The 24,124-nt window shown below is 65.2% G+C and carries 19 protein-coding genes; 7 read left to right on the forward strand and 12 right to left on the reverse strand.

Translation table 11 applies throughout. The features are described from left to right. Positions 1 to 41: 41 nt before the first annotated feature. Together VT03_RS25645 and VT03_RS25650 are read left to right on the forward strand one after the other, a co-directional pair. Positions 42 to 473 carry a YHS domain-containing protein gene (locus tag VT03_RS25645; protein ID WP_075095637.1) on the forward strand — a complete coding sequence of 144 codons (432 nt, stop codon included), beginning with the start codon at positions 42 to 44 and terminating at the stop codon, positions 471 to 473. A gap of 184 nt (positions 474 to 657) precedes the next feature. Beyond that, positions 658 to 1,566, forward strand: a complete 909-nt coding sequence (locus VT03_RS25650; protein WP_075095638.1) for an endonuclease/exonuclease/phosphatase family protein — start codon at positions 658 to 660, stop codon at positions 1,564 to 1,566. Between the two features lie 12 nt (positions 1,567 to 1,578). Here the strand turns inward: VT03_RS25650 and VT03_RS25655 are convergent, their stop codons facing one another. Next, entirely contained in the window at positions 1,579 to 2,016 is a 438-nt protein-coding gene (locus VT03_RS25655; RefSeq protein ID WP_075095639.1) for a ComEA family DNA-binding protein, read from the reverse strand. Between the two features lie 526 nt (positions 2,017 to 2,542). On the opposite strand from VT03_RS25655, the gene VT03_RS25660 reads away from it, so the two are divergent. Beyond that, positions 2,543 to 4,528, forward strand: a complete 1,986-nt coding sequence (locus VT03_RS25660) for an AAA family ATPase (RefSeq protein ID WP_075095640.1) — start codon at positions 2,543 to 2,545, stop codon at positions 4,526 to 4,528. 487 nt (positions 4,529 to 5,015) lie between these two features. On the opposite strand, the gene VT03_RS25665 is transcribed toward VT03_RS25660, so the two are convergent. From VT03_RS25665 to VT03_RS25675, 3 genes are all read right to left on the reverse strand, one after another. Then, positions 5,016 to 5,963: a lysophospholipid acyltransferase family protein gene (locus VT03_RS25665; protein WP_231870523.1), complete on the reverse strand. Its 948-nt coding sequence runs from the start codon at positions 5,961 to 5,963 to the stop codon at positions 5,016 to 5,018. Between the two features lie 419 nt (positions 5,964 to 6,382). Then, the gene (hemL, locus tag VT03_RS25670; RefSeq protein ID WP_075097300.1) at positions 6,383 to 7,669 is read right to left on the reverse strand and encodes a glutamate-1-semialdehyde 2,1-aminomutase; all 1,287 of its coding nucleotides are present in this window, start codon (positions 7,667 to 7,669) and stop codon (positions 6,383 to 6,385) included. Positions 7,670 to 7,745: 76 nt separating this feature from the next. After that, positions 7,746 to 9,344 carry a DEAD/DEAH box helicase gene (locus tag VT03_RS25675; RefSeq protein ID WP_075095641.1) on the reverse strand — a complete coding sequence of 533 codons (1,599 nt, stop codon included), beginning with the start codon at positions 9,342 to 9,344 and terminating at the stop codon, positions 7,746 to 7,748. Between the two features lie 640 nt (positions 9,345 to 9,984). Between VT03_RS25675 and VT03_RS25680 the strand changes: the two genes are divergently transcribed. Beyond that, positions 9,985 to 10,371 carry a VOC family protein gene (locus VT03_RS25680; RefSeq protein WP_075095642.1) on the forward strand — a complete coding sequence of 129 codons (387 nt, stop codon included), beginning with the start codon at positions 9,985 to 9,987 and terminating at the stop codon, positions 10,369 to 10,371. A gap of 30 nt (positions 10,372 to 10,401) precedes the next feature. Here the strand turns inward: VT03_RS25680 and VT03_RS25685 are convergent, their stop codons facing one another. Together VT03_RS25685 and VT03_RS25690 are read right to left on the reverse strand one after the other, a co-directional pair. Further along, the gene (locus tag VT03_RS25685) at positions 10,402 to 10,806 is read right to left on the reverse strand and encodes an ExbD/TolR family protein (protein WP_075095643.1); all 405 of its coding nucleotides are present in this window, start codon (positions 10,804 to 10,806) and stop codon (positions 10,402 to 10,404) included. Continuing rightward, positions 10,803 to 11,540, reverse strand: coding sequence for a MotA/TolQ/ExbB proton channel family protein (locus VT03_RS25690; RefSeq protein ID WP_075095644.1), 738 nt, complete (start codon positions 11,538 to 11,540; stop codon positions 10,803 to 10,805). The genes VT03_RS25685 and VT03_RS25690 overlap by 4 nt, the downstream gene beginning before the upstream one ends. A gap of 701 nt (positions 11,541 to 12,241) precedes the next feature. Between VT03_RS25690 and VT03_RS25695 the strand changes: the two genes are divergently transcribed. Continuing rightward, on the forward strand, positions 12,242 to 13,417 hold the full coding sequence (locus tag VT03_RS25695; protein ID WP_075095645.1) for an SDR family oxidoreductase: 1,176 nt from the start codon (positions 12,242 to 12,244) through the stop codon (positions 13,415 to 13,417). A 76-nt stretch (positions 13,418 to 13,493) separates the two neighbouring features. Here VT03_RS25695 and VT03_RS25700 read toward each other — a convergent pair whose 3' ends face one another. After that, positions 13,494 to 14,309 (reverse strand): sugar phosphate isomerase/epimerase family protein, encoded by an 816-nt coding sequence (locus tag VT03_RS25700; RefSeq protein ID WP_075095646.1) that lies wholly within the window; start codon positions 14,307 to 14,309, stop codon positions 13,494 to 13,496. A gap of 155 nt (positions 14,310 to 14,464) precedes the next feature. Between VT03_RS25700 and VT03_RS25705 the strand changes: the two genes are divergently transcribed. Next, entirely contained in the window at positions 14,465 to 15,841 is a 1,377-nt protein-coding gene (locus tag VT03_RS25705; RefSeq protein ID WP_075095647.1) for an MATE family efflux transporter, read from the forward strand. A gap of 365 nt (positions 15,842 to 16,206) precedes the next feature. Here VT03_RS25705 and VT03_RS25710 read toward each other — a convergent pair whose 3' ends face one another. The 5 genes from VT03_RS25710 to VT03_RS25730 all read right to left on the reverse strand — a co-directional run bounded on the left by VT03_RS25710 (position 16,207) and on the right by VT03_RS25730 (position 23,624). Then, positions 16,207 to 17,913: a GH3 auxin-responsive promoter family protein gene (locus tag VT03_RS25710; protein ID WP_075095648.1), complete on the reverse strand. Its 1,707-nt coding sequence runs from the start codon at positions 17,911 to 17,913 to the stop codon at positions 16,207 to 16,209. Positions 17,914 to 18,491: 578 nt separating this feature from the next. Further along, on the reverse strand, positions 18,492 to 21,542 hold the full coding sequence (locus VT03_RS25715) for a sigma-54-dependent Fis family transcriptional regulator (protein WP_075095649.1): 3,051 nt from the start codon (positions 21,540 to 21,542) through the stop codon (positions 18,492 to 18,494). A gap of 320 nt (positions 21,543 to 21,862) precedes the next feature. Continuing rightward, the gene (locus VT03_RS25720) at positions 21,863 to 22,375 is read right to left on the reverse strand and encodes a hypothetical protein (RefSeq protein ID WP_156514752.1); all 513 of its coding nucleotides are present in this window, start codon (positions 22,373 to 22,375) and stop codon (positions 21,863 to 21,865) included. Beyond that, complete coding sequence (locus tag VT03_RS25725; RefSeq protein ID WP_075095651.1) at positions 22,372 to 23,223, reverse strand: alpha/beta fold hydrolase; 852 nt, start codon at positions 23,221 to 23,223, stop codon at positions 22,372 to 22,374. Before VT03_RS25725 ends, VT03_RS25720 begins: the two co-directional genes overlap by 4 nt. Positions 23,224 to 23,375: 152 nt before the next feature. Then, positions 23,376 to 23,624 carry a hypothetical protein gene (locus tag VT03_RS25730; RefSeq protein ID WP_075095652.1) on the reverse strand — a complete coding sequence of 83 codons (249 nt, stop codon included), beginning with the start codon at positions 23,622 to 23,624 and terminating at the stop codon, positions 23,376 to 23,378. Between the two features lie 291 nt (positions 23,625 to 23,915). On the opposite strand from VT03_RS25730, the gene csrA reads away from it, so the two are divergent. Next, positions 23,916 to 24,119: a carbon storage regulator CsrA gene (csrA, locus tag VT03_RS25735; protein ID WP_075095653.1), complete on the forward strand. Its 204-nt coding sequence runs from the start codon at positions 23,916 to 23,918 to the stop codon at positions 24,117 to 24,119. Positions 24,120 to 24,124 lie beyond the last annotated feature (5 nt).

Below are 24,124 nucleotides of genomic sequence, written 5' to 3' on the forward strand. Positions count from 1 at the left end.
AAAATATCTCTGGCCCTCAAACGTCTCAGGGAGAACGTTCAATGAAACGCGGACTTCTGTCTCTGCTCGGATTGGCTCTCGTTGTGACTCTGGCCGGCGCGGCCGAAGACAAGATTACCGGCAAGTGCCCGGTGTCCGGCAAGGACATCACCAAGGACGTTTCGGTCGACTACAAGGGAGCGAAGGTCTACTTCTGCTGCCCCGGCTGCCCGGACGCCTTCAAGGGTGACACCGCCAAGTACGCCTCCAAGGCGAACCAGCAGCTCGTCCAGACCGGGCAGGCGACCCAGGAAAAGTGCCCGCTCTCCGGCGGCAAGATCAACCCGGACAAGACGGCCAAGGTCGGCGAAGTGACCGTCAAGTTCTGCTGTGAAAAGTGCCAGGGGAAGGTCGCTGCCGCGGAAGGGGATGCCCAGCGGGATCTCGTCTTCTCGGACACCGCCTTCGGCAAGGGATTCAAAGTCGGCAAGTAGTTCGCCGATTCCCCAACGCTGCGATCGATCAAACCCCGGATGACCTCCGGGGTTTTTGTTTGGGCCTGGGGAGGGATTCGCCGCGGCAGTCCCCCGCAACGCTGCGTCTCTTCACACGCTCTAAAAATGGATCGCGACACTGTCTGCCGGCCCACGTCCTTCTCCGTTCATCTCTGAGGCACCGATGCCGTACCGGTCTCTTTCGGCTTTCGTGGTGGTTCTGGCTCTGTTCACTCCGGTGTGTACAGCTGTCGCAGATGACTACCTCAAGATTGGCGCCTGGAACATCGAGAACCTCGGCGGCCGTGTCCCCAACCAGCATCCCGCCGCCATTGCGGAGCATCTCCTGGTGGCGGATGTGGACATCCTCGCCCTGGAGGAGATCTGGGACACCGACGGCGTTCCGGAGACGATGACGAGTCCCGCTCTCGATCAGATCTTTCAGCGGGTCAACGAAGGGGACGATGCGGACTGGACCTACGTTCTGTTCGCCAACCGCACGGACGGTCCCGAGCGGCACACGGGGATCGCCTGGAACCGCAAGCGGGCGACGATGGTGGGAGAGCCGATGAAGGTCCCTGTGGCCTTCGCGAGCGACGCGACGTGGAACCGGATTCCGCACGCCGTGAAGTTCTCGGCCGGGGAGGGGAAGACGGACCTCGTTCTCATTCCGCTTCACATGAAGTCGAATCGTGTCGATGACTCGATGCCGGGGCTCCCCGCGACGGAGCAGATCCGGCGGCAGGAGGCGGAGGCTCTGGTGGCGCAGCTTCCGGCGATCAAGGCACATTTCCACGATGAGGACATCGTGCTGCTCGGGGACACGAACTGCCTGAGCGAGACGGAGCCGGCGCTGGTGGCGTACAAGGAGGCGGGGTTTACGGACCTGAACTCGGCCAATGTCGTCACGTATGACAAGGGGATGTACCGCAGCCCGTTTGACCGGATCCTCATTCCGAGTGGTCAGCAGGAGTTCCGGTACTCGAACCAGTATGTCCTGACTCCCACTTCGTCGCAGGACCACCGTCGGAAGTTGTCGGATCACTTTCTGGTGCTGACGGCCGTGAGGGTGCTTCAGGATGACGATGAGTAAGAGGACAGTCCGCTACTTGTCGCAGTCCGAGCATTGCAGGTAGGGCCGCATGGCGGCGAGTTTGGCGTCGCCGATGCCTCGGACGCGGCTGACGTCTTCCACGTTCTGGAACGGACCTCGCTTCTCCCGGTCGGCGACGATGTTGCGGGCGGTGGTTTCGCCGATCCCTTCGAGCTGCATCCACTCGACCCAGGTGGCGGAGTTGATCTCGACCCGCATGGCGAGTGTGTTCTCGGGTGAGCGGAAGACTTCGACTTCGGGGGGGCGGAGGAGTCGAAGCGAGACGATCCGCAGGGTCATGAGGGCGAGGATGACGAGTGCGCAGCCGCTGAGGAACAGCCGGTCGCGCCGCGTCAGAGTGAGCGCTGTGTCGGGCGCGGGAGTCAGGTCGGGCGACGGAGCGGGGGAGTCCGGGGTGGCGGCGGGGTGTTCGGATTCGATGTTGCCCACGGTCGATGGCCTTTGACCGGAAACAGAGGTGTGGCCAGAGATGTCTCGGCCCATGCGTCCAGTCTCTCGATTTCATCGGACGCGTCCAGAGAGCGCGATCCCATCTCGCTGGGTCCAGGGGCACCCTGGTGGGGGGATGCAAGGGGGGCAACGCCCCTTTGCCCGCCGGAGGCCTCCCCGTCTAGAGATGTCTGAAGGCGTTAGTGTCCAAACGCGAACAACGTGTCGTATGCCCCTCACCAACCCGCGGGGATTGCAAAGCCAGCGGTGTGATGTGAGGGAGTCCTCAACGCCGGCACCACAAAGGGGACGTCCGTTGCTTACCACGGTTCCTCATGGAAGTGCCTCCGGCGGCAAGGGGGTGAGACCCCCTTGACCCCAGCCTGCCGTGGCACGTCGGGTCTGAGCTATGGGAGTCGTGCCGGCGAGGACGCGGTTCGAGCGATCACGTGCGCCGATGGCGGGGCGCGCCTCACACCCGTAGACTGATCAACCTCCCCTCGCTTCTGGCTCCCCGGCACGCTCCATGACGACCACCGAAGTCCTCGACGACCTCCGCTCGCGGATCCTCTCCCGTTACTCCCTCATCAGCCTCCGCACCTACGAAGAGGACCGCTGGGAAAACCTCCTCGCCGACCTCGCCCTCGAACTCGAACGAGGCTTCGTCGTCTGGTCCATCACCAGCGGCCCCCAACCACCCCTCGACTCCCGCCAGACAACCGTCCCCGAACCCCTCGAACTCCTCGACCAGATCGCCCGCGTCGAGCCCGACCACCTGTTCCTCCTCAAGGACTTCCACCCCTACCTCAGCGACCCCAAAATCACCCGCAAGCTCCGCGACCTCCTGCCGATCCTGGCGGAACAGCGGAAAACCCTCGTCTGGATGGGGCCGGTCGAAAATACCCCCATCGAACTGCTCAAAGACGTCACCTCAATCGAACTCCCGCTCCCCGGGATCGAGGAAATGACCGACGTCCTCCGCTCGACCATCGACCGCATGATGCCCGGTCGGACCGTCGAGACGAACCACGAAGAACACATGGTGAAAGCGGTCCTGGGCCTCACGACCCGCGAGGCCGGGAAAGCCTTCGCGCGAGCCCTCACCGGCGTCGAAGAGATCACCGAGGAGGTCTACCCGGCGCTCGTCCGCGAGAAGCGGCACATGGTCCAGGGCTCGGACCTCCTGGAGTTCTTCGACCTCGACGAAAGCATCGACAGCATCGGCGGACTCGAGGCCCTTAAGGACTGGGTGAAGCAGCGGTCCGAAGCCTACTCGTCCGACGCCCGGGCGCGGGGCATCTCCTATCCCAAGGGGGTCCTGCTGGCCGGGGTCCAGGGGTGCGGAAAGTCGCTCAGCGCCAAAGCGATCGCCCGCGTCCTCGGTTTCCCGCTCGTCCGGATGGACATGGCGAACCTCCTCGAATCGACGCGCGGCGGCTCCGAGCAGAACCTCCGCGAAGTGCTGCGGTTGATGGAGATGATCGCTCCCTCGGTGCTTTGGCTTGAAGAAATCGACAAGGCGTTTGCCGGTTTCGACTCCGAGGCGGGCTCGGGCGGCGACGCCACGATGTCCCGGATCATCGCCCGGTTCCTGACCTGGCTTCAGGAGCACACCTCGCCGGTGTTCGTCGTGGCGACCGCCAACAACGTCTCGAAGCTCCCCCCGGAACTCCTGCGGCGCGGTCGCTTCGACGAGATGTTCTTCGTCGACCTGCCGAACTTCCACGAGCGGAAGATGATCTTCGGCATCCACCTCAAGAAGCGGGGCTGGAAGCCGGACAAGTTCGACATCGAAACTCTGTCGAACAACACGGAAGGCTACAGCGGGGCCGAGATCGAGCAGATCGTGAACGCCGCGATCATCGAGTCCTACAGCAAGGGGCGGATGCTGAGCGACAAGGACCTCGACGATGCCCGGGAGCTCCTGGTCCCGCTCTCCGTCACGATGGAGGACCAGATCTTCGGCCTGCGGGAGTGGGCCCGGACCCGCTGCCGCCCGGCGACTCCGGACAGCCGGATCATGCAGATCATGGAGGAGGAAGAACGCCGCGGCGAGCAGGATGTTCAGGACGGAAGCGGCGCGGCTCCCAAGCTCAAGTGGCTGGAGCTGGCGGAGCACGGTCAGATCGCAGCCGCGGTTGTCGAGCACGTGCGGTTCTACGACAACGTGACGTTCGACCGGCTGCTGAATGACTTCGGGAACTTTGCGCAGAAGGGCGGTGACTTCGGGCTCGTCCTGCGGGCCGATCCGAAGGTCGTGCTGTGGACCCGGATGTCGCAGGACTTTGCCGACATGATCGCCGAGTTCATCGCCAAGAAGCGGCTCTACATCACTCCCGTAACGCCCGAGCCCTATGCGGGGACGCGGCATCCCAACCTCCCGGTCGTCGAAGAGCTGGTTGAAGAGAAGCAGGAGAAACCGGTCTGGCTGCCGACGGTTCTCCGTCTGGTGCCGCCGCGGGGAGGGAGTGCCAAGTTCAGCACGTTGGCGCGGATCCGGATGGGAAAGTAGTCGTCCCGAGACGTCCATCAGCCCGAAGCGCGAGCGAGGGAATTGCCTTTGGCTCGAACCGCGTCCTTGCCGGCACGGCGTTGCTACGTCAAACCCAACGTGCCCCGGCAGGCTGGGGTCAAGGGGGCCACGCCCCCTTGCCGCCGGAGGCACTTCCTGTGAGGAACCGTGGTACGCAACGGACCTCCCCTTTGTGGTACCGACGTTGAGGACTCACCCACACAACACCGCTGGCTTTGTAATCCCCGCGGGTTGGTGAGGGGGCATACGGCACGTTGTTCGCGATTGGACACGGACTCCTTCAGACATCTCTCGACGGCCAAGCCTCCGGCGGGCAAAGGGGCGTTGCCCCTCTGCACTCCCCCCCAGGGTGCCCCTGGACCCGGTTCCTGGGCCGGTAATGCTGGGGGACGCGGATGCGCCCGTCTCCATGGTTCACAAAACGACTACGCAACGCACCGTCTTCGGTTCAGTGGCCCGAGCCGCTTCAAGCCGCGTCCTTGGCCCGGACTCGCTTCGCGGGAGCGTCGGTCTTCCAGCGGCGGTGGACCCAGAAGTACTGCTCTGGCGCCCGACGAATCGCCGCCTCGAGTGCCTGCGTGTAGCGGGTCGTGATCTCTTTCACGGGGTCGTTGGAGTCGACTTCCAGCGGATCAATGACGTCCTCGACACCGATCTCGAACCGGGCCCAGCGGGCGTCCGGATGGTCCGGCAAGCGAATGCCGTAGCCGACGATGAGGAGAGCCTTGTACTCCATCGCCATCAGGGCGATCGACTTGAAGGTCGAGGCGGGGCGGCCGAAGAAGTCGACGAAGACTCCCCGCTTGCCGGCGTCCTGGTCGCCGAGAAGTCCCAGGCTTCCTCCGGCCTGGAGGAGCTTCACCATCTCGTCCCAGCTCCCCCGCTTGAGGTAGAGCTTGTGGCCGGTGTACTGCCGGGCCCGAACGAACCAGTTGTGCAGGTAGGGGTTGTCCATCTCGCGGGCGATGATCCCCATCGGGTATCCGAACAGCCCGAAGGCGGCGGTGGAGACCTCCCAGTTGCCGTAGTGGCCTCCCAGCATGAAGACGGGGCGGCCGGAGAGGATGGCCTTGACCGCCTGGTCCCGCTGGCGGAAGACGAAGACTTCGCGGCAGTTGGTGAGGGTGACCTTCCGCGGGAGCTGGATCATCTCCGCCATGAGCCGGACGAAGTGGACCCACATCCCGTGGATCATCCGGTCGATTTCGGCGGGTGAGCGGTCCGGGAAGGACTTCTGGATGTTTTCGAAGGCGACGTTGTAGCGGGTGATTTTTCGCGGCAGGACGCGGGTCATGACCCACGCGGTCGTTTCGGCGAAGGTCTTGGTCTGACCGACGGAGAGGATCCCCAGGACGACGCCGACCATCCGGAAGGCGACGTATTCCCCGATGTGGCGGAGTTTGAGGATCGACAAGGGGTTTCCCTCCCTGGAAAGCCGGCGAAACGGATCCGGACGATATACGCCGAAAGTGCCGAAACGGTCAATTCGAAGCTGATGTACGGCTCAAACCGCGTCCTCGCCGGCGCGGCCTCCATAGCTCAAACCCATCGTGCGACGGCAGCTGGGGTCAAGGGGGCCTTGCCCCCTTGCCGCCGGAGGCACTTCAACGAGGAACCGTGGTAAACAACGGGCGTCCCCTTTGTGGAACCGGCGTTGAGAACTCTCCTCTCGCTTTGGAGTCCGCGCGGGTTGGTGCGGGACATCCGGCACGCTGTCCGCGCTTGGACCCTCGCTCCTTCAGAGAGATCGAGACGAGACGGGCCTCCGGCGGGCAAGAGGGGCGTTGCCCCCCTTGCATCCCCCCACCAGGGTGCCCCTGGACCCGGTCGGCGTTACAGCGTGGCGAAGACTTCTCGCGCGGCCTGCACCGTCGCATCAATGTCCTCATCCGTATGGCAGGCTGAAACGAAGTGCGCTTCAAACTGGCTGCACGCCAGATAAATCCCACGGCCCAACATCCCATGGAAGAACTTCGCAAACCGCTGCGTGTCCGAAGTCTTCGCCACCCGGAAACCAGTCACCGGCTCCGGATTGAAGAACAACGTGAACATGCTCCCCACCCGCGGGCAGGTATGCGGAATCCCCGCCGCCGTCGCCGCCTTCGACAGCTCCCCACACAACCGCGCCGACTTCGCTTCCAGCTCCGGGTAAGGATTCGTCTTCTTGAGGACCCGCAGCGTCGCCAGCCCGCTCGCCATCGCCAGCGGATTCCCTGACAGCGTTCCCGCCTGATACACCGGACCGACCGGCGAGATGGCGTCCATCACGTCCGCCCGCCCGCCATACGCGCCGACCGGCATCCCCCCACCGACAATCTTTCCGAGCGTCGTCAAATCCGGCTTGATCCCGAACAGCTCCTGAGCCCCGCCGAAGGCGACCCGGAAACCGGTCATGACCTCGTCGAAAATCAGGAGAGCCCCGTGCCGCGTGCAGAGCTCCCGCAGGGCCGCGAGGAACTCCGGCGTCGGCTTCACGAGTCCCATGTTGCCGACGACCGGCTCCAGGATCACCGCGGCGATCTCCGAGCCCCGCTTGGCAAACGTGTCGGAAAGCTCCTGAACGTCGTTGTACTCCAGGTTGACAGTGTCGGCAGTGCAACCGGCTGGAACGCCCGGGCTGCTCGGGACGCCGAGCGTCAGGGCCCCGCTCCCGGCCTGCACGAGCAGGCTGTCGACATGCCCGTGATAGCAGCCCGCGAACTTGACGATCACGCTCCGCCCGGTGAAGCCGCGGGCCAGCCGGATGGCGCTCATCGTCGCTTCGGTGCCGGAGTTCACCATCCGGACCTTCTCGATCGACGGAATCGTGTGGACGATGAACTCCGCGAGCTCCGTCTCCGCTTCGGTCGGCGCACCAAAGCTCGTGCCGGTTTCGAGGGCCTGCGTGATGGCGGCAATCACCTCCGGGTGCCGGTGCCCCAGGATGTGCGGCCCCCAGGAGCCGATGTAGTCGAGGAGCCGGTTCCCATCGATGTCGTACAGGTACTGCCGGTCCCCGCGGGCGATGATCGACGGGTGCCCGCCGACACCGCCGAAGGCCCGGGCCGGGCTGTTGACCCCGCCCGGAATCGATCGACTGGCCCGCTCAAAATGTTCCCGGCTCTTGGTGCGCGACTGCATGCTCGTCCCAACGAATGAAAAAAGGCCGGTCGCCCTGTGAAGGACGACCGGCCTGAGATTGTAGCTGCCGACGAGATTAACGACCGCCCTGCGCGGCGGCCGGAGAGGCCGGGCGGCGGGAACGACGGCGGCGCGGCGCACCGGCCTGGTTCCCCTGACCGGACGACTGCTCCGAACGCTGCTCGCCAGCCGGGCGGCGGGCCCGTCCGGATTCACCCTGCGATTGATGTCCCCGTCCCGCGCCGGTGCTGCCGGCCTGGTGACCGGGGCGAGCCGGACGACGTTCCCCGGCAGGCCGCTGACCAGCTGCCTGCCGCGACTCACCGCCGCGGCGCTGCTCGCCGCCGTTGCGGCGGTCGGATTCCCGCCGACGCTCGCCAGCGGGACGCGAACCGCCCCCTTCGGCGGCGATCCGCTGCTGGTTCGCCCGCTGCTCCGGACGACGAGGTCCCGCGGGACCACGCCGCCGCGATCCGCCACCGGCAGGAGCGTTTCCGCTCTGCGGGGCAGGGGAGGCAGCGTCCGTCGCGGCGGGGATCGAGGATCCCGGAATCGCCCGCTTGTTCAGCGTCATCTTGATCGTCTTCTCGATCAGCCGCAGGTCGGCCTGGTCCTCGGGGGTGCAGAACGTGACCGCGATCCCTTCGGCCCCCGCGCGGCCGGTCCGGCCAATGCGGTGGACGTAGCTCTCGGGGTCGGTCGGCATGTCGTAGTTGATGACGTGCGAGATCCCGTCGATGTCGATCCCGCGGGCGGCGACGTCGGTCGCCACCAGCACGCGGATCCGGCCGGTGCGGAACTGGAGCAGAGCCCGCGTCCGCATCCCCTGCGTCTTGTCGCCGTGGATCGAGTCCGCGTCCACGTCTGCCTGACGGAGCTGCCGGCAGACGATGTCCGCCCGCCGCTTCGTCCGGACAAAGACGAGAACCTGCGAGAAGTTGTTGTCCTGCAGCAACCGGTTGAGCGTATCCCGCTTGGCCGTGTTCGGCATCATCAGGACCCGCTGCTCGACCCGTTCGGTCGTCGTCGACTGCGGGGCGACGCTGATGTGGACCGGATCGGTCAGCAGCGAATTCGCAAAGTCGGCCACGGTCGGCGGCATCGTCGCAGAGAAGAACAGCGACTGCCGGTCGGCCGGGAGCTTGGCGACGATCCGCTTGAGGTCGGGCAGGAAGCCCATGTCGCACATCTGGTCCGCTTCGTCGAGGACGAGGACTTCGACGCGGTCGAGCCGGACGTGACCCTGACTCATCAGGTCCTGCAGGCGACCCGGAGTGGCGACGAGGATGTGGACTCCCTTGCGGAGAGCCTGAACCTGCGTCCCCTGGCCGACGCCGCCGAAGATGGCGGTCTGGCGGACATGGGTCCGGCGGCCGTAGGTCTTGATGCTCTCGCTGATCTGCGAGGCAAGCTCGCGGGTCGGGGACAGGATCAGGACGAGGGGGGAATTCGGCTGGCAGCCGCGGCGCTCTTCATGAATGCGGGTCAGCAGGGGCAGGGCAAAGGCGGCCGTCTTGCCCGTCCCGGTCTGGGCGGTCCCGAGGACGTCGCGGTCCTCGTCGATCGGCGGGATGGCCTGCGCCTGGATCGGGGTGGGAATGGTGTAGCCCTCTTCCACCAGCACGGCTTGGATGTCTTCGTGCAGGGGAAGGTCAGCAAACGAAACGCTTTTCAAATCGAACTCTCTTCCAAGGGATTCACTCGCGACGGTCGCGTTCGACCGTCCGCAGACGCACTCCGTCCCACTCAGGATGTTCCGTCAGCCGGACGCGACTGCGGATAAGGCTGAGAGGCGGGACGATGGCGACACTCAAGTCCGCCGGATCACGCGATCCGACACGCGGACTGAGCACACCCATCACGGCCCGGTACGGTCCTGCCCACGGAGAATCCGTGCGAAGAAGCCTGTTGCTGGTCGAACACTCATCTGTGAGTGATTCGACACGGGAGCCGCACTCGTTGCGTTTGCGTTGGCAAGAAGTCTTGGAGGCCGCCGGTCGCCTGGACACTGGTCTTCATCGACACAGGTCACTTGGACGCGGGCCACACATTCCCCAGCGGGGAGATGCCAAAACGAGCAAGCATTTGCAAAAGCAACCCTGCCGAAATCGTCGGCATTCCTTGGGTGCTGCGAGAAGTCTAGCGGACGATATCGGTTTGCGACAGGGGAAATCCGCAGGAAAGGCGGATCCGGGAATCAGGATCCACGATTTCGGGAGGACGCCTCGACCCATCGCAGCGCTTGGCGCGGGCGCTGCTCCACTGGATCCTGATTCCTAGATTCCGAATCCTGGCTCCTCCCTCCATCTCCTCCCATGAGCAACTTCAACACGGAAAAGAACCGGATCGTCTGGGCCGATATCCCGGTGGCCGACCTCGACCGGGCCGCCCGGTTTTATGGAGCGGTCCTCAAGAATCAGGTCACGAAACAGGAGTTCAACGGCTACCAGTTCTGCGTGCTGGATCACCACGACGGCAACGGCGGCTGCCTGATCCTGCACCCCGACCAGATTTCGTCGAGCGGCGGGATCCTGGTGTACTTCAACGTCGACGGGCGGATCCGCGACGCCGTGGCGCAGGCGGAAACGCACGGCGGGATGGTGACGGAAGCGGTCCATTCGATGGGGCCGCACGGTCACCGGGCCCTGGTTCTCGACAGCGAAGGGAACCGCATCGCCCTCCACTCCAACACGGACGCCTGACCCCGGGCGCGGAGAGCGGTGAAGGGAAGGTCACTCGACGGTCTTGAACCCGAACCGGGTGACGCCGAGCTTCGCGCACTCCAGGAGGATCGGCTCGACCGCCTCGTAGGGGACCGCCTTGTCCGCCCGGATCTGGACGGCAAAGTCCTCGTGCTGGCGGCCGGCGATCAGCATCTCGCGGATCTCCTCGAGCGTCACCTCGCGGCTGTTGACCCGCAACGTTTTGTCGATCGGGACCGTGATCGCCAGCCGGTGCGGGAGGTTTTCCTCCTCGACGCTCTGCGTGGCCTTCGGCAGGTCGACCGGATCGACCGCCTCGCTCCGGGCGAAGTGCGACGTCACCAGGAAGAAGATGACGAGGTTGAACACGACGTCGATCATCGGCGTCAGGTTGAGCGACATTCCGTAGCTGCGACGGCGGGTCGGGGCTCTCATGGCCGCCTCTTCTTGAGCGGCCCCAGCGCGTGGCCGGCGAGCAGCGACGCCTCGGCCACGAACTCGTCGATCCGGTTGCGGAAGATCGCAAAGAACGTCTGGGCGGGGATCGCCAGCGTCAGACCGAAGAACGTCGAGACGAGAGCCTCGGAGATTCCGGGGGCAAAGTCAGCGGTCTGCGGGTTGGCTTTCTCGGCGAATTCCGAGAACGCCTGGATCATCCCCCAGACGGTCCCCATCAGCCCCAGCAGGGGGCCGAGAACACCGATCAGCGAGAGGTATTCGATCCTCCGCGACAGGCGGGCCGCCTGCTCGACCGCCGTGTCTTCCATCGCCTTTTCGGCGGCGTCGTGGCCGTACTGGGCCTCCTGGAGTCCCGACTGCAGCAGGTAGCCCAGAAAGCTCGGGTACCGCTTCGCCTGCTCGTAAGCCTGCACGATCTGGCCGGCGGAGACGAGTTTGTGAACCTCTTCGGCGAGCCCGTAGGGGATCATCGCTCCGCGGCGGATCGTCAGGACGTGCTCCACGACGAGGGCCACCATCGCGATGCTGAGAGCGATGACGACGTAACCGATCGCCCCTCCGGCCCGGAGCAGGGCCCGGACTTCCAGGCGGCCGTGGCGAAAGATCGGGTCTTCCAGTGCCGCCCAAGCATCGTTGGGCAAAACGAGGAACAGCGCGACCAGCACCAGAATCCCGATCCGGACCCAGCGCACTCCGACTCCCTTTGGCATGCCACACCCTCCCTTGGCGTTATTCCGGCGACGGCACATTACCCCTTTTTAGAAGGGAGGTTAAGTGGAACCGGCCTGTCGAGCCGCGGGGAGCCAGCCCGGCGATCGGAGCCGCGGAAACTTGAATCCAAACCCCGGCGGGGCGGGCAATCAGGAGCCGCGGAGCCGCGGATCGCCGGTCAGGCGGCAGGGGCGGCAAGCTTGAGCGGACTGCCCGAGAGCGATTTGGGGTTATGACCGGCAGAGGTCGCCGCCGGATGTGGAATTGGCCCCGAGTCGGGGGCCGACCCCTCAAAGCGATGCGTGCGAATGGTCGAGATAGTTCCTGCTTGCTCGACACAGGGGTGTGTACTCTTGTTCACATTCCCGCCGGTGGTACTTTGTCATCTACGGGTAAATGCCCGTTGAGACAACGAATCGACCCGGGTAGCATGAAGAACTTGACGTCCGACGTGAATTGGGTCGCGATGGATGTCGAGCGCTTGGCGGTCGACTTCGGCCGCTGGAGATGCTGTTCCTTCAGGGACGTTGTTCCTTGAGGACACTGTCTCACGGCTATGTGCCCGCTGACGCGTGTCAGAGGGCTGGTGTCATGACTCTGGTCGCCTGATGTTCCGACCGGATCGCTGGAATTGGGTCCAGCTGTCCGCGTCCCAACTCCCTCAGTTGCCGCATCGGGCGGACCGCAATCGGAAGCACAGATGGGTTACACGATTCTGACGGGAGCCACGGGTCTCCTGGGACGGTATCTGGTGCGGGATCTCCTCGAGCAGGACGTCCCCCTCGCGGTTCTGGTTCGCCCCAGCCGCAAGAAGTCCCCGCAGGTCCGCGTCGAAGCGATGATGCGATCCTGGGAGAACCAGCTCGGACGTTCGCTGGGGCGGCCGGTGGTTCTGGAAGGGGACATCAACCAGCCGGACTTCGGCCTCAATGCCGACCAGATCAAGTGGGCGGCGGAGAACTGCGACGGCCTGATCCACAATGCCGCCAGCCTCGCCTTCGTCACGACCGGCCGGCACGCGGAGCCGTACCGCACGAACGTCGACGGGACGCGCAACGTCCTGGAGTTCTGCCGTCAGGCGGACATCCGCCGGTTCTTCCACGTCTCGACCGCCTATGTCGCGGGGAAACGCGTGGGCCGCTGCTTCGAGGATGAGGTCAATGTCGGCCAGGAGGTCTCGAACTGCTACGAGCAGAGCAAGATCGAGGCGGAGGAACTGGTCCGGGGGGCGGCTCCGGACATGTTCGACTCGCTGACCGTCTTCCGGCCGGGGATCATCATCGGGGACAGCCAGACCGGGATGACCACGACCTATCACAACTTCTACGCGATGCTGCAGATCGCCAACACCCTGGTTTCGCAGCTGGGTGAGCCCAATGCGACCGGGCTGACTCGGGCGGACCTCGTGAAGTTCAATCTCGACGGCCACGAGCGGAAGAACCTCGTGCCGGTCGACTGGGTCTCCGAAGTGATGAGCTGGATCATCACGCACCCGGAGAACCACGGAAAGACCTACCACCTGACCCCCCGGGCCACGGCAACAACGCGGCTCATGCGGGACGTCGTCGAGGCGTCGGTCGGCGTCTACGGCGTCGAGTTCTACGGCGCGGGAGAGCGGGTCCGGGAGACCCGCCACGATGCCGAAGACCTGTTCTTCGAGCACATGCAGGTGTACAGCTCCTACTGGCGCGACGATCCGGAGTTCGACACCACGAACACCCGCCTCGCCGCTCCGCACCTTCCCTGTCCGCACGTCGACCGGACGATGCTCCTCAAGCTGGCGCGGATCGTCATCCAGTCCCGCTTCCAGTGGAAGGACCCGGTTGTCACGGTGCCGCCGAAGGCCGCGGCTCAGCTTGAGTCGGCCGGCGTCTGAGTTCGGAGTCGCCTGCGAATCTGAAAACGCACGGTCCGTCGCCCGACGGACCGTGCGTTTGTTTTTTGTCCGATCCTTACCGGAAGACGCGGCGGAACGTCTCGATCGTCTGCCTGGCCGCGGCGTCAGGATCGGGATAGGCGAACGCTTCGGCCGAGGCGTACCGGTCGTATCCGATTTCGCTCAATGCGGCCGCGACAGGCCCGTAGTCCATGTGGCCGAGTCCCGCCGGCCGGCGGTTGGAATCGACGAAGTGGACGTGGCCGATCCACCGTCCCCCGTCGCGGAGCCCGGCGGCGATCGACGTCTCCTCGATGTTCATGTGGAACAGGTCCGCCAGCAGCCGGACGTTGATCGCCGGGTGCCGTTCCAGCAGCGAGACTCCGTCCTGTTGCGTGTTGCAGAGGTTCGTCTCGTAGCGGTTGAGCGGCTCGTAGATCAGTGGAACGCCGTATTGCCGGGCGTGATCCCCCAGTTCCACGAGGGCCTCCAGGAGCATGTCGAGCGCCGCGGGCTTCGTGACCTCGCCCTGCCACCGTCCCTGCATGGAGCCGATGATCGCCGGAGCTCCCAACGCGCCGCCGAAGTCGATCATGGAGCGGATGAAGTCGATCGCGGCTCTTCTCCCCGCGGCATCCGGATCGCAGAGCTGCCGTTTGTGGATCACCCAGCCGGCGCCGGTCCCGACCGCCGCCATCTTGAGGCCGTGGCCGTCGAGCAGCGACCGGACCCGTTCCACCGAGACGGCGTCCGGCCCGGGGGCGAAGAGTTCGACGGCGTCGAACCCGAGCTCCGCCGCCTTTCGGATCCCGGCCTCGACGTCGTCCCAGAAGACGAAAGGGCCCCCGCGGGCCTGCTCGACGAGGCTGATCGTGACGGCGGAACGGATCATGGAGCTTTTCTCTCGATGTCAGGGGGCCGAGCCAGGGCGGGGCGGAGGAGATCGCCTCAAGCCCTGTGAACTTCTTCGATCCGAGGCTCGACCGCACGGAGGGCGTCCAGAATAATCCGGGCTCACCGCGTTCGCACCTGTTTTGAGCCGCCGGCGTGCCTGACAACGACCGTGTCACGGAAGGACTGTCGGAGCCGGAGCCCGCGATCGGATGGGAGATCATCCGGCTGGCGATGCCCGTCCTGGCAGAGCAGTGCCTCCAGTTCTTCGTCGGCCTGTGGGACTACTACCTGTCGGGGCATCTCACCGGCCCGGGGGCGGCTGAGGCGACCGAGGCGGTCGGCACGACAGTCTACGGGAGCTGGCTCGCCTCGCTGATTTTCACGCTCGTCTCGGCTGGGACCACCGCACTGATCTCGAGGGCCTGGGGGGCGGGGGACTCCCGTTACGCGGCCCGGATCGGGACCGTCTCGCTCGGCCTGGGGATGGTGGCGGGGATCGTCTACGGAACGCTCGCCTGGACCGGCGCGCCGTATCTGGCGGCGTTCCTCAAACTCTCGCCGACGGCCGCGGCGCTCGCCGTCGAGTACCTGCGATGGGACGCGATCGCGGCGGTCCCGTTCAGCGTCACGATCGTCGGGGCCGCCGCGCTCCGCGGGACGGGGAACATGCGGACGCCGCTCCTGATCTTCTCGGTCGTGAGTGCCGTCAACGTCCTGATGGCGTGGAGCTTTGTCGACGGGTTCGGTCCGATTCCGTCCCTGGGGGCGAGCGGGATCATCTTCGGGACGTTCATCGCCAAGTGGATCGGCGGGACGCTGATGGCCCTCTGTTTCGCGCTCGGGCTGGGGGGCGTGCGGCTCACGGCGGTCTCGCGAGGCGAGGCGTTGTCTCTGGTCCGCCGGATGCTGCGGATCGGGCTGCCGGCAGCGGTGGACGGGATCTCGCTTTGGTGTGCCCAGATCTTCTTTCTGCGGATCATTCACCAGGCGGGGGATACCGCTCTCAAGGCCCATTTCGTGGGGATCGAGATGGAGTCGCTCTCGTACCTGCCGGCGATGGCGTGGGGGATCGCAACGGCAACGCTGGTAGGGCATCGGCTAGGGGCCGGGTTCCCGGGCCGGGCGATCCAGGTAGCCCGCGCCGCCCTTCAGCAGGTGATCTTCGTCGGCGCGCTGGCGGGGTTGGCGTTCTACTTCGGAGCGGAACGGATCTTCGGGCTGATGCACCAGGACGAGGCGGTGCGGCGGGTCGGGGCGGACGCGCTTCGGCTCCTGGCGGCGTTTGAGCCGCTGCTCGTGATCGGCATCGTCTCCGTGTACGCGCTCCGCGGGGCCGGGGAGACGCGGCTGCCGATGCTCCTGACCGTCTTCTCGACCGTCTTTGTCCGGCTTCCGCTGGCGTATTGGGCCGTCGGTGCGGGGTGGGGGCTGAGGGGGGCGTGGATGGGGATGTGTGCGGACATCACGCTCCGCGGGATCGCGAGTTCGTTGCTGTTGCTGAGTGGGCGGTGGGCCCGGACCCGCGTTTGATTCCGACCCGCTCGCTCGAACCACGTCCTTGCCGGCACGACTCTGTTCGCTCAAACCCAATGTGCGACGGCAGCCGGGGTCAAGGGGGCAACCCCTTGCCGCCGGAGGCGCTTCCCTGAGGAACCGTGGTCAACAACGGGTGTCCCCTTTGTGTACCGGCGATGGGGACTCGCCGCTCGCTTTGTATTCCCCGCGAATTGGTGAGGGGGCATACGACACGGCGTCCGCGCTTGGACACGGTCTCCTTCAGACATCTCTCGACGAGTGGGCCTCCGGCGGGCAAAGGGCCAATAAAAACAACACAGGCCCCTCTGCACTCCCCACCAGGGTGCCCCTGGACCCGGTGTGGCTGGCGACATGGGAGTTCACGTCCGAACCACATCGACCGCCGCGAACTGATCGCCCCAAGTACTATCCTGAACAAGCCCCGGATGCTTGTACTGATAGTCCCCCGTCCCGCGCCGGTCGGTCTCCTCCCTCACATACCGAGCCCACGTCCCCTCCGGCAGCCGCACAAGATGCGGCGGCGCTAGCGTCCCCTCCTTCCGACGAGCCCGCCACAGGAAGTTCAACGCCGCCAGCTCCCGATCCAGCTCCTCCAGAAACCGCCGGGCCTGGGCCTCTTCCGGCAGATCGGTGATCTCAACCAGAAAGTCATACCGCGGGTGCTCGCGCTCAAGTCGACGCGGGATCGCCGTGAACAGCCCCAGCGGAATCCCCAGCGTCTTCGCCGCGCGATGCGCCCCTTCAAGGACCTGGTGCTCCGTCACCTTCTCCCCTTCCAGATCGCCGACGCGCGTCCCCTTCTGAACAAACTCAAGCAGCGGCGCCTCGCCAATAAAGCCGTTGCAGCGGACAACGTCGCCAATGTGGAAGCGGTAGTAACCCGCCGACGTCGACATCACGAGATAGTAGTCCCGCCCCTCGATCAGCTCGTGCCCATCGAGCGCCGTCGGATGGGGCTGGTCAATCTCATCGACCGGGACGAACTCGTAAGCCCCCGCTCCCAGCGCCGGGACCCCTTCCGGGCGGCCGTCTTCAAGAGGGATCGTGTGCCGCCCCTCGCTGGAAACAAGCCCCATGTCCCGCAGCGGAACATCACCGAAGTAGTCCCGGACGTAGCGGACCTGGAACCCCGCTGTCCCGCCGATCCAGCCGCCGACGACCGGCTGCCGCCAGTAGTCCCGCGGATAGAGGTGCCCGGTCCGGTTGCGGATCGCCTCGAGCCACGCCGACCCGCGGCGGTTTTTGCGGGCCAGTCGGCTGCAGAGCCGCTCGCGGATTTCGCTTGGGATGTCAAGCTTCGTCGTGAGCGTGCCGTCGTGGATGTCGCGGATCAGCTCGTCCGAATGCTCGTCGCCGATCTGGGCGAGGCGGATCATCGTCCCCGGGTTCATGAGGATGATCCAGCCGACGTCGTCGAGGATGCACAGCCGCAAGGCGGTGTAGTAGCGTGCGACCGGGTCCTTGATGTCGTTGAGATCGCTGGGGACGGCGTAGAACGGGCGGATGAAGGGACTCGTGTAGCGGGCCAGGAGGGCGCTGACCATGCTGATCTTGTAGCCGCCGGGCGTGGTCCCCATGTCCCACGTCCCCGCCATCTGGAGGAGCTTCCGTCCCAGGTGCGTGGGGTGGTCGAGGAACAGTTTGAGGCCCCAGATGTCCCAGACCTCTTTGTATTCCTTGAGCCAGGTGGTGGTGACCGGGTTGAGTTTGGGGACGCCGCTGCTGCCGGTCGTGATCGTGAAGCGGAGGAGTTTTTCGTGAGCGGGGATGAGGGCGGAGGGATCGCCGCCGGCGACGGCGTCGATGTAGGGAGCGAAGTAGTCGTAGCCGGAGACCGGGACGCGTTTACGGAATTCGGCGATGGAGCGGATTTCGGAGAAGCCGTGATCGCGGCCGAAGCGGGTGTCGCGGCATTGGGCGACGCGGTGCATGAGCCATTCGCGTTGGAAGCGGGTCGCTTCCTGCATGGCGGATTGGAGGCGGCGGAATTTGGGTGTGGCGGCCGATTCGAGGGCGGCGCGTCCGAAGGTGGTGATGACGGAGGACTGGAGTGTGCGAAAGATCATGGATCCGGAACGGCGATCGTGGTGAAAACTTGGGCACCCATTCGACCATCCCATTTAACCCGGGTCCAGCCAGCGTCCCGCTGGACCGGGTTGCCGTGGAACGATGGGATTGAGGTGGCGGGAGTCGAGTCGGCGAGGACATGGTTCGAGCATAAGGGCGGACCGCGATGCCTACGACAGCTCGAATATGGCGCCTGGCCGCCCGAGCCCCGATGTTTAACCCAAGGTCGCCGACTCACCGGGTCCAGGGGCACCCTGGTGGGGAGTGCAGAGGGGCAACGCCCCTTTGCCCGCCGGAGGCCTGGCCGTCGAGAGATGTCTGAAGGAGGGGGTGTCCAAGCGCGGACCGCGTGTCGGATGCCCCCTCACCAACCCGCCGGGATTCCACAGCGAGCGGTGAATCCTCTACGCCGGTCCCACAAAGGGACATCCGTTGTTCACAACGGTTCCTCATGGAAGTGCCTCCGGCGGCAAGGGGGCCTGTGTTCTTTCTTTGGCCCCTTGACCCCAGGCTGCCGTGGCACGTTGGGTTTGAGGTGGCAGAGCTGCGCCGGCCAGGACGCGGTTCAAGCGAAGACTTACTTCAGCCCGTGCCGCTTCAGCTTGAAGAAGAACGTACTCCGCGGCATCCCCAGAATCTTCGCCGCCTCAGTCTTGTTCCCCCCGCACTTCTGCAGCGCCTCCGCCAACAACCCCCGCTCATCGTCCGAACCCACAACAATCGTTCGCGTCGGCCCCAGATTCGACAGCGCCCGCGGCACAGGCAAAGGAGCCCCCAGCAACTTCGGCTCGACCACCCGGGCCGTCGCCGACGATCGACCCGGCCGCCGGATCTCCGTCGGCAAATCCTTCAGCGTGATGATGTCGTTCTCGGCCAGCACCACCGACCGGTTCACCGCGTTCTGCAACTCCCGGATGTTCCCCGGCCACGAGTAGTTCATCAGCGCCTCGAGCGCCGCATCGTCGATCCGCGTGATCCGCCGCCCCTCCCGCTCCGCCGCCCCCTTCAGGAAGTGCGCCGCCAGTTCCAGGATGTCCTCGCGACGTTCCCGCAGCGCCGGTAACGTCACCGTGATGACGTTCAGCCGGTAATAAAGGTCCTCGCGGAAACGATGCTCCTGGATCAGCCGCTCCAGGTTCTGGTGCGTGGCGGCGATGATCCGGACATCGACCTGCACCGGCTTCGTGCTCCCCACTGGCTCGAACGTCCGCTCCTGCAGCACCCGCAGCAGCTTCACCTGAACGTCCAGCGAGATGTCCCCGATTTCGTCGAGGAACAGCGTCCCGCTGTGGGCCAGGGCAAACCGCCCCACCTTGTCCTCGCGGGCGTCGGTGAACGCCCCTTTCACATGGCCGAACAGCTCGCTCTCCAGCAGGGAAGGGGAGAGAGCCGCGCAGTGGACGCTTACGAGCGGCCCATTGCGGCGGGGACTGTTCTCATGCAGCGTGCGGGCCAGCAGCTCCTTGCCGGTCCCGCTCTCGCCACGGACGAGAACCGAGGCATCGCTGCTCGAAACCTTGCGGACCGTTTCCAGGACCTCGGTCATCGCCGGCCCGTGACCCACGATGGCGGTCCGCTGCAGCCCTTCGGCCGGTTCGTTGGCGGACCGGTTGTTCGGCGAGATGCTGTCCAGAATGCTCTGCAGCATCGCGATCTGCCGCTCCTGCTCGACGATCTTGACCGACTTCGACTGGAGGTCGTCGTTGAGTCGCGTCAGGTCCTCATGGACCCGGGCGCAGTGGAAGGCGACGCCCGTGATTCGACCGAGGGCATTGAGGAAGGTCGCGTCCTCGGCGGTGTAGGCCATCCCGTTCGGCTTGGACCCCAGCGTCAGGAATCCCGCGACTTCACTGTCGATCTCCAGCCCCGTGACAAGCTCTGTCCCGAGCCGGCGGATCAGCGACTGCTCCGGAGAGGTCGCCCCGGGAACCCGCTGGAATGAGGCTCCGTTTTTCAGGACCAGCAGCACCTCATCGGCGACCGTGATGTTGGGGGGAAAATCCCCCTTGCCGACGATTGCCGCGAGGGAAAATCGGGTCCGGGCATGGTCCCACAGGTAAAGGGCTGCGAGCTCGACCCGGAGAACTTCGCAGCAGGAGTTCAGGAGGTTCGAGGCGACGGCGTCCCGCTCCAGCAGGTTGGCCACGGCGCGGTTCATCCGCTGGAGGGCCCGGTCGAGTTGGTACTTCTCGCCGAAGAACTGCCGGTCGATCCACCGCTGGATGCGATCCCTCATCCAGGTGAGGGTCAGGACGCTCAGGATCAGCAGGCCAATCAGCGGCAGCGTCCGGTTGAGGAGCCCCAGGTCATTCCGGCTGGCGTACAGGACCCCCAGGGCGATCGAGAGGCTGAAGACGACCGACAGAAGGCTGTTGCTGACGTAGTACCACATCCCCCGCGTCAGAACCTGATCGATCAGAAGCAGCTTGTGGCGGGCGATGCCGATGGCGTAAGCGACCATAAACGAGGCCCCCGCCAGGAACATCGGGAGCTGAGCGGCGCCGAGGGCGAAATCGGTCCGGCGGAAGAGAGCCAGGAAGAGGGAGTAGGTGACCGGGATCGCCGCCAGGATTCCGGCCCACAGAATCCACTTGACCTGGTTCCGTTCAATGACGTTCTGCGCGTGGACGATGCTGTGAAGGGCCGCCGCCAGACTCCCGATGAAGTAACCCCCGGCGACCAGCAGGTAAGCCTGGATGGCGTATCGCAGACCGTGAAGGACCATGGCGGCGAACTGCCGCTGAACCGCTTCCGTCCCCCGAGCCAGGGGGCCGGGGCCGTAGTCCGCGGAAAGCCACCACGACAGCGCGATGAGGACGGTGATGATTGACGCCACGAGCGTCGGGATGCCGTAGATCAGGCCGAAGGTTGCCTTCGGATGCTGGCGGACGATTTCCTTCGGCGCGGGGAACGTCAGGAAGAACTGGAACAGGACCGCCGGGAAGAGGGTGGCGGCCACTCCGAAGGGAATGATCAGGGCCGGGATACCGCCGATGACCCACCAGTGATTGCCGCCGACGAAGGCGACGAGGCTGACGAACGTCGTCGCAAAGAAGACGTTGAGCGGCTGGTCAAACGGCCGCCGCCAGCAGGCGATCCCGCTCAATAGGACAATCGGGGTCTCGATCATCAGCCACAGCAGCGTCAGCAGCACCGCCCCCGCCGGGGGAGGGGTCAGTTCGACGTAGGTCCGTCGGATCTGCTCGTCAGGCGTCCGGATCCGACAGAGGACGTATCGCTGTCCCTCTTCGGACTCAACCAGCCGCGGCGGATCGGTCTCCTGGAGCAGCCGGGTGTCGAAGCCGGCGGTCTTCAGCCGGGCTCCGACCCGTGGAACGGCGGAGCGGAGGTTCCGAAGCTCGCGCGCATAGTCGACGAAGGAGTAGATCGGTTCGCCGTTGAGCTCAATCAGCGTGTCGCCCGACGCGATCGCGTCGCCGTGAGAGCGAAGGTCCGTCGAGAGCGCGCGGATCTCCAGACCGGGGCGGAATGGGGTTTCGCTCGTCAGCAGGCAGCGGAGGCCGATGTCCGGGCTTGTCGCCACGAACCACATCGCCGCGATGCAGTAGAGGAAGCTGACCACGGCCCCGATCGTCAACAGGCGTTGCGAGGTGCTGTGGATGGCCATGTGTCTGTACCTGCGTGCACTGTTTTCGGCGCCGTTGACGCGCCGAAATTGCCGATCTTATCGTAGCGGCGCTGGCGCTTAGGCGTCAACGAATTCGAACTTGAATGAAAATCCTTGGTGAAAAGAGATTTCAGCGCTGCATTTCAGAACGGCACGACGAGTGCATTACCAAAAACTGTCTGACCCAGCCCGACCCTTGGAGATACGCTGACGCCGAGTCCCGCTACTGACAGCAGCCTGACCCAATCTGCCGTCCTCTCAAGTTTCGTTTCTTCGGCTCGCGTTCTCCAAGGGTCTCTCTTTCGCTCCCTCTGAGCACTTCAGCCCTCAGCCGCAGCGTTGCCTTGAGCCGTGATGTCGGCATACTGCTCCAGCAGGTCGGCGATCCTCAGCAACAGATCAGCCAATGCCGGTGCGTCCGCCTCGACCACCCGCCGCAGCCCCGACAGACGTCCTCGCAGCTCGTCCGTCTCGTGACTCAGTTTGACGGCCCAGCGGGTGGTCCGCTCCACCTGCTCCTGGCAGTGCTGCAGTCGCCGCTTGGCCGCCTCGTGGGCCTGCTTCTCCTCGATGCAGGAGGGCTTGCGGTCCCCGACCCCCCGCATCAGGCAGCTCTGGAGGGCGATCCGCGTCGCCGACACATTGTCGAACGCCTTGCGGGTCTGCTGCGTCCAGTACAGCGGCCGGTCCTGGGAGATCCACTGGCTGACCCGCTGGAGCTCCATCTGGATCGCCTCGATCCCGCCTCCCGCTTCCTCGCGGAACTTCAGGACCGCCGCCCGGAACTGCCGGACCTCGGGAATCGCATGGACATTGGCCGATCCGGACATCATTCCGCTTCCGACGGGGAGTTCAGCCATCCCAGGAGGCGCGACAGGAACTCCTCCCGGCTGGGCTCGAACTCCAGTGTATGCTCGGCCCCCCGGATGACGGCGAGTTCTTTTCGAATGGCCGGCAGGCGGTGGAACCAGTTGCGGGCCGCCGTATTGTCCACGATCCGGTCGTTCTGCGACAGAAGCATCAGGGTCGGGAACGGGATCGCTTCGGCGGAGTTCTCGGCCTCCCCGGCCAGTGACTCGCTGGCGGCGAGGAAGCGGAGCGTCAGGTCGTGCAGGGCCAGGAAGTCCTTGTGGATGAACTCCTGCCACTGCGGATCCGAGGTGAAGAGGGAGGGGTCCCGAAGCGGAATGGGCACGGTTCGCAGCCCCAGGCTGGAAAGCAGGGCCAGCCGCAGTCCCAGTCTCTGCCACCGCGTCGGGCGGATATGGGTGTGGATCCCCGGGTAGAGGAGCACGAGACGGTTGAAAAGGTCCGGGTGGCGCGCGGCTGCGACGGCGGCGAGACGGGCCCCCCAGCTCAGCCCCAGGAGGACGCAGGGGAGTTCCACCTCATGGATCTCGCGGGCCAGCTCGGCGACGTCGTCGATCAGCCGCTGGACGGAGGGGGCGTCGCCGCGCCGCTCACTGCTCCGGCCCGATCCGCGCCGATCAGGGAAGTGGACCGACCAGCCGGCCTCGGCCAGGCGGCCGCACGACCAGCGATACCAGCCGGAATGGCTCTGGATCCCGTGCAGGCAGAGGATCGTTCCCCGCCGCGAAACGAGCTCCGGGCCGCTCCACTTGCGGACCGGGTGCTCGACCCCGTCCGTCGTGCGGAACAGATACCGGTCTTCGACGACCATGCTGCGTCCGGGCCTCCGAAGGCCTGCCGTGCGGAAGCCCGCGACACTCCGTCCCGGCAGGTGACGGACCGCGTCAGTCTCGAACGTTCGGGGCGAGAGGCGCCCGCAGTAGCCCGCTCATACCGACCGGCGCCGATCGGCTCGGGCTGTTCTCAGCGTGTGCTGAGCTTCGCGTCGTACAGCCGGGCCACGTCGTCCGCGCCGACCTGGATCTCGCGGATGAAACCGGTGTGGGTCCGCTCGTAGGAGATCTTGCGGGCGAGCGCCGGCGTCTTGTGGATCGCCGCCGCCAGCCAGTGCCGGTCCTCCGGAGAGAGCCCCTGGACATCGTCGGCGAAGACCGTCCGGGTTTCGACGACGAGGGAATCGACACGCGGATCAAACTTGTTGTAGTCAGCCATGAAACGCCGGATTCCAGAAAAGTCGAGAAAATCTTCGTCGAGTGTACCGGCCGATTTCGCCGGAAACCATCCTCGGCCGGCTGCGTGTAACCTCTTTCTGTTAAGACGCTTGCGGAATTGTGTCGCATCCCGGCGCTGGTCCAGGGAATTGACTTGACTTTTTTTCTGAAAAGTCACTCGTTGACGGTCGGGAGGGGCAGGTCTACTATTTTGGTGTGTGGATGCACACTTGTAGAAAAACGCTGCATGGGGTAGTTGGCTGGGGTGGCTTCCACAGGATGAGGTAGAGCCATGTTGGTGCTGTCGAGGAAGAAGAACGAGAGCATTGTCATCAACGAGAACATTGTCATCACGGTCGTGGAAGTCCGTGGAGACAAAGTTCGCCTGGGGATTCAGGCCCCGCGCGACGTTTCGATTCATCGCAACGAAGTTTACGAAGCGATGAAGCACGAGCCGAGCACGGCCCCGCCGCCGGACAACGTTCCGGCCCAGTAATTTCT

This window comes from Planctomyces sp. SH-PL14 (assembly GCF_001610835.1).
Classification (GTDB): Bacteria; Planctomycetota; Planctomycetia; order Planctomycetales; family Planctomycetaceae; genus Planctomyces_A.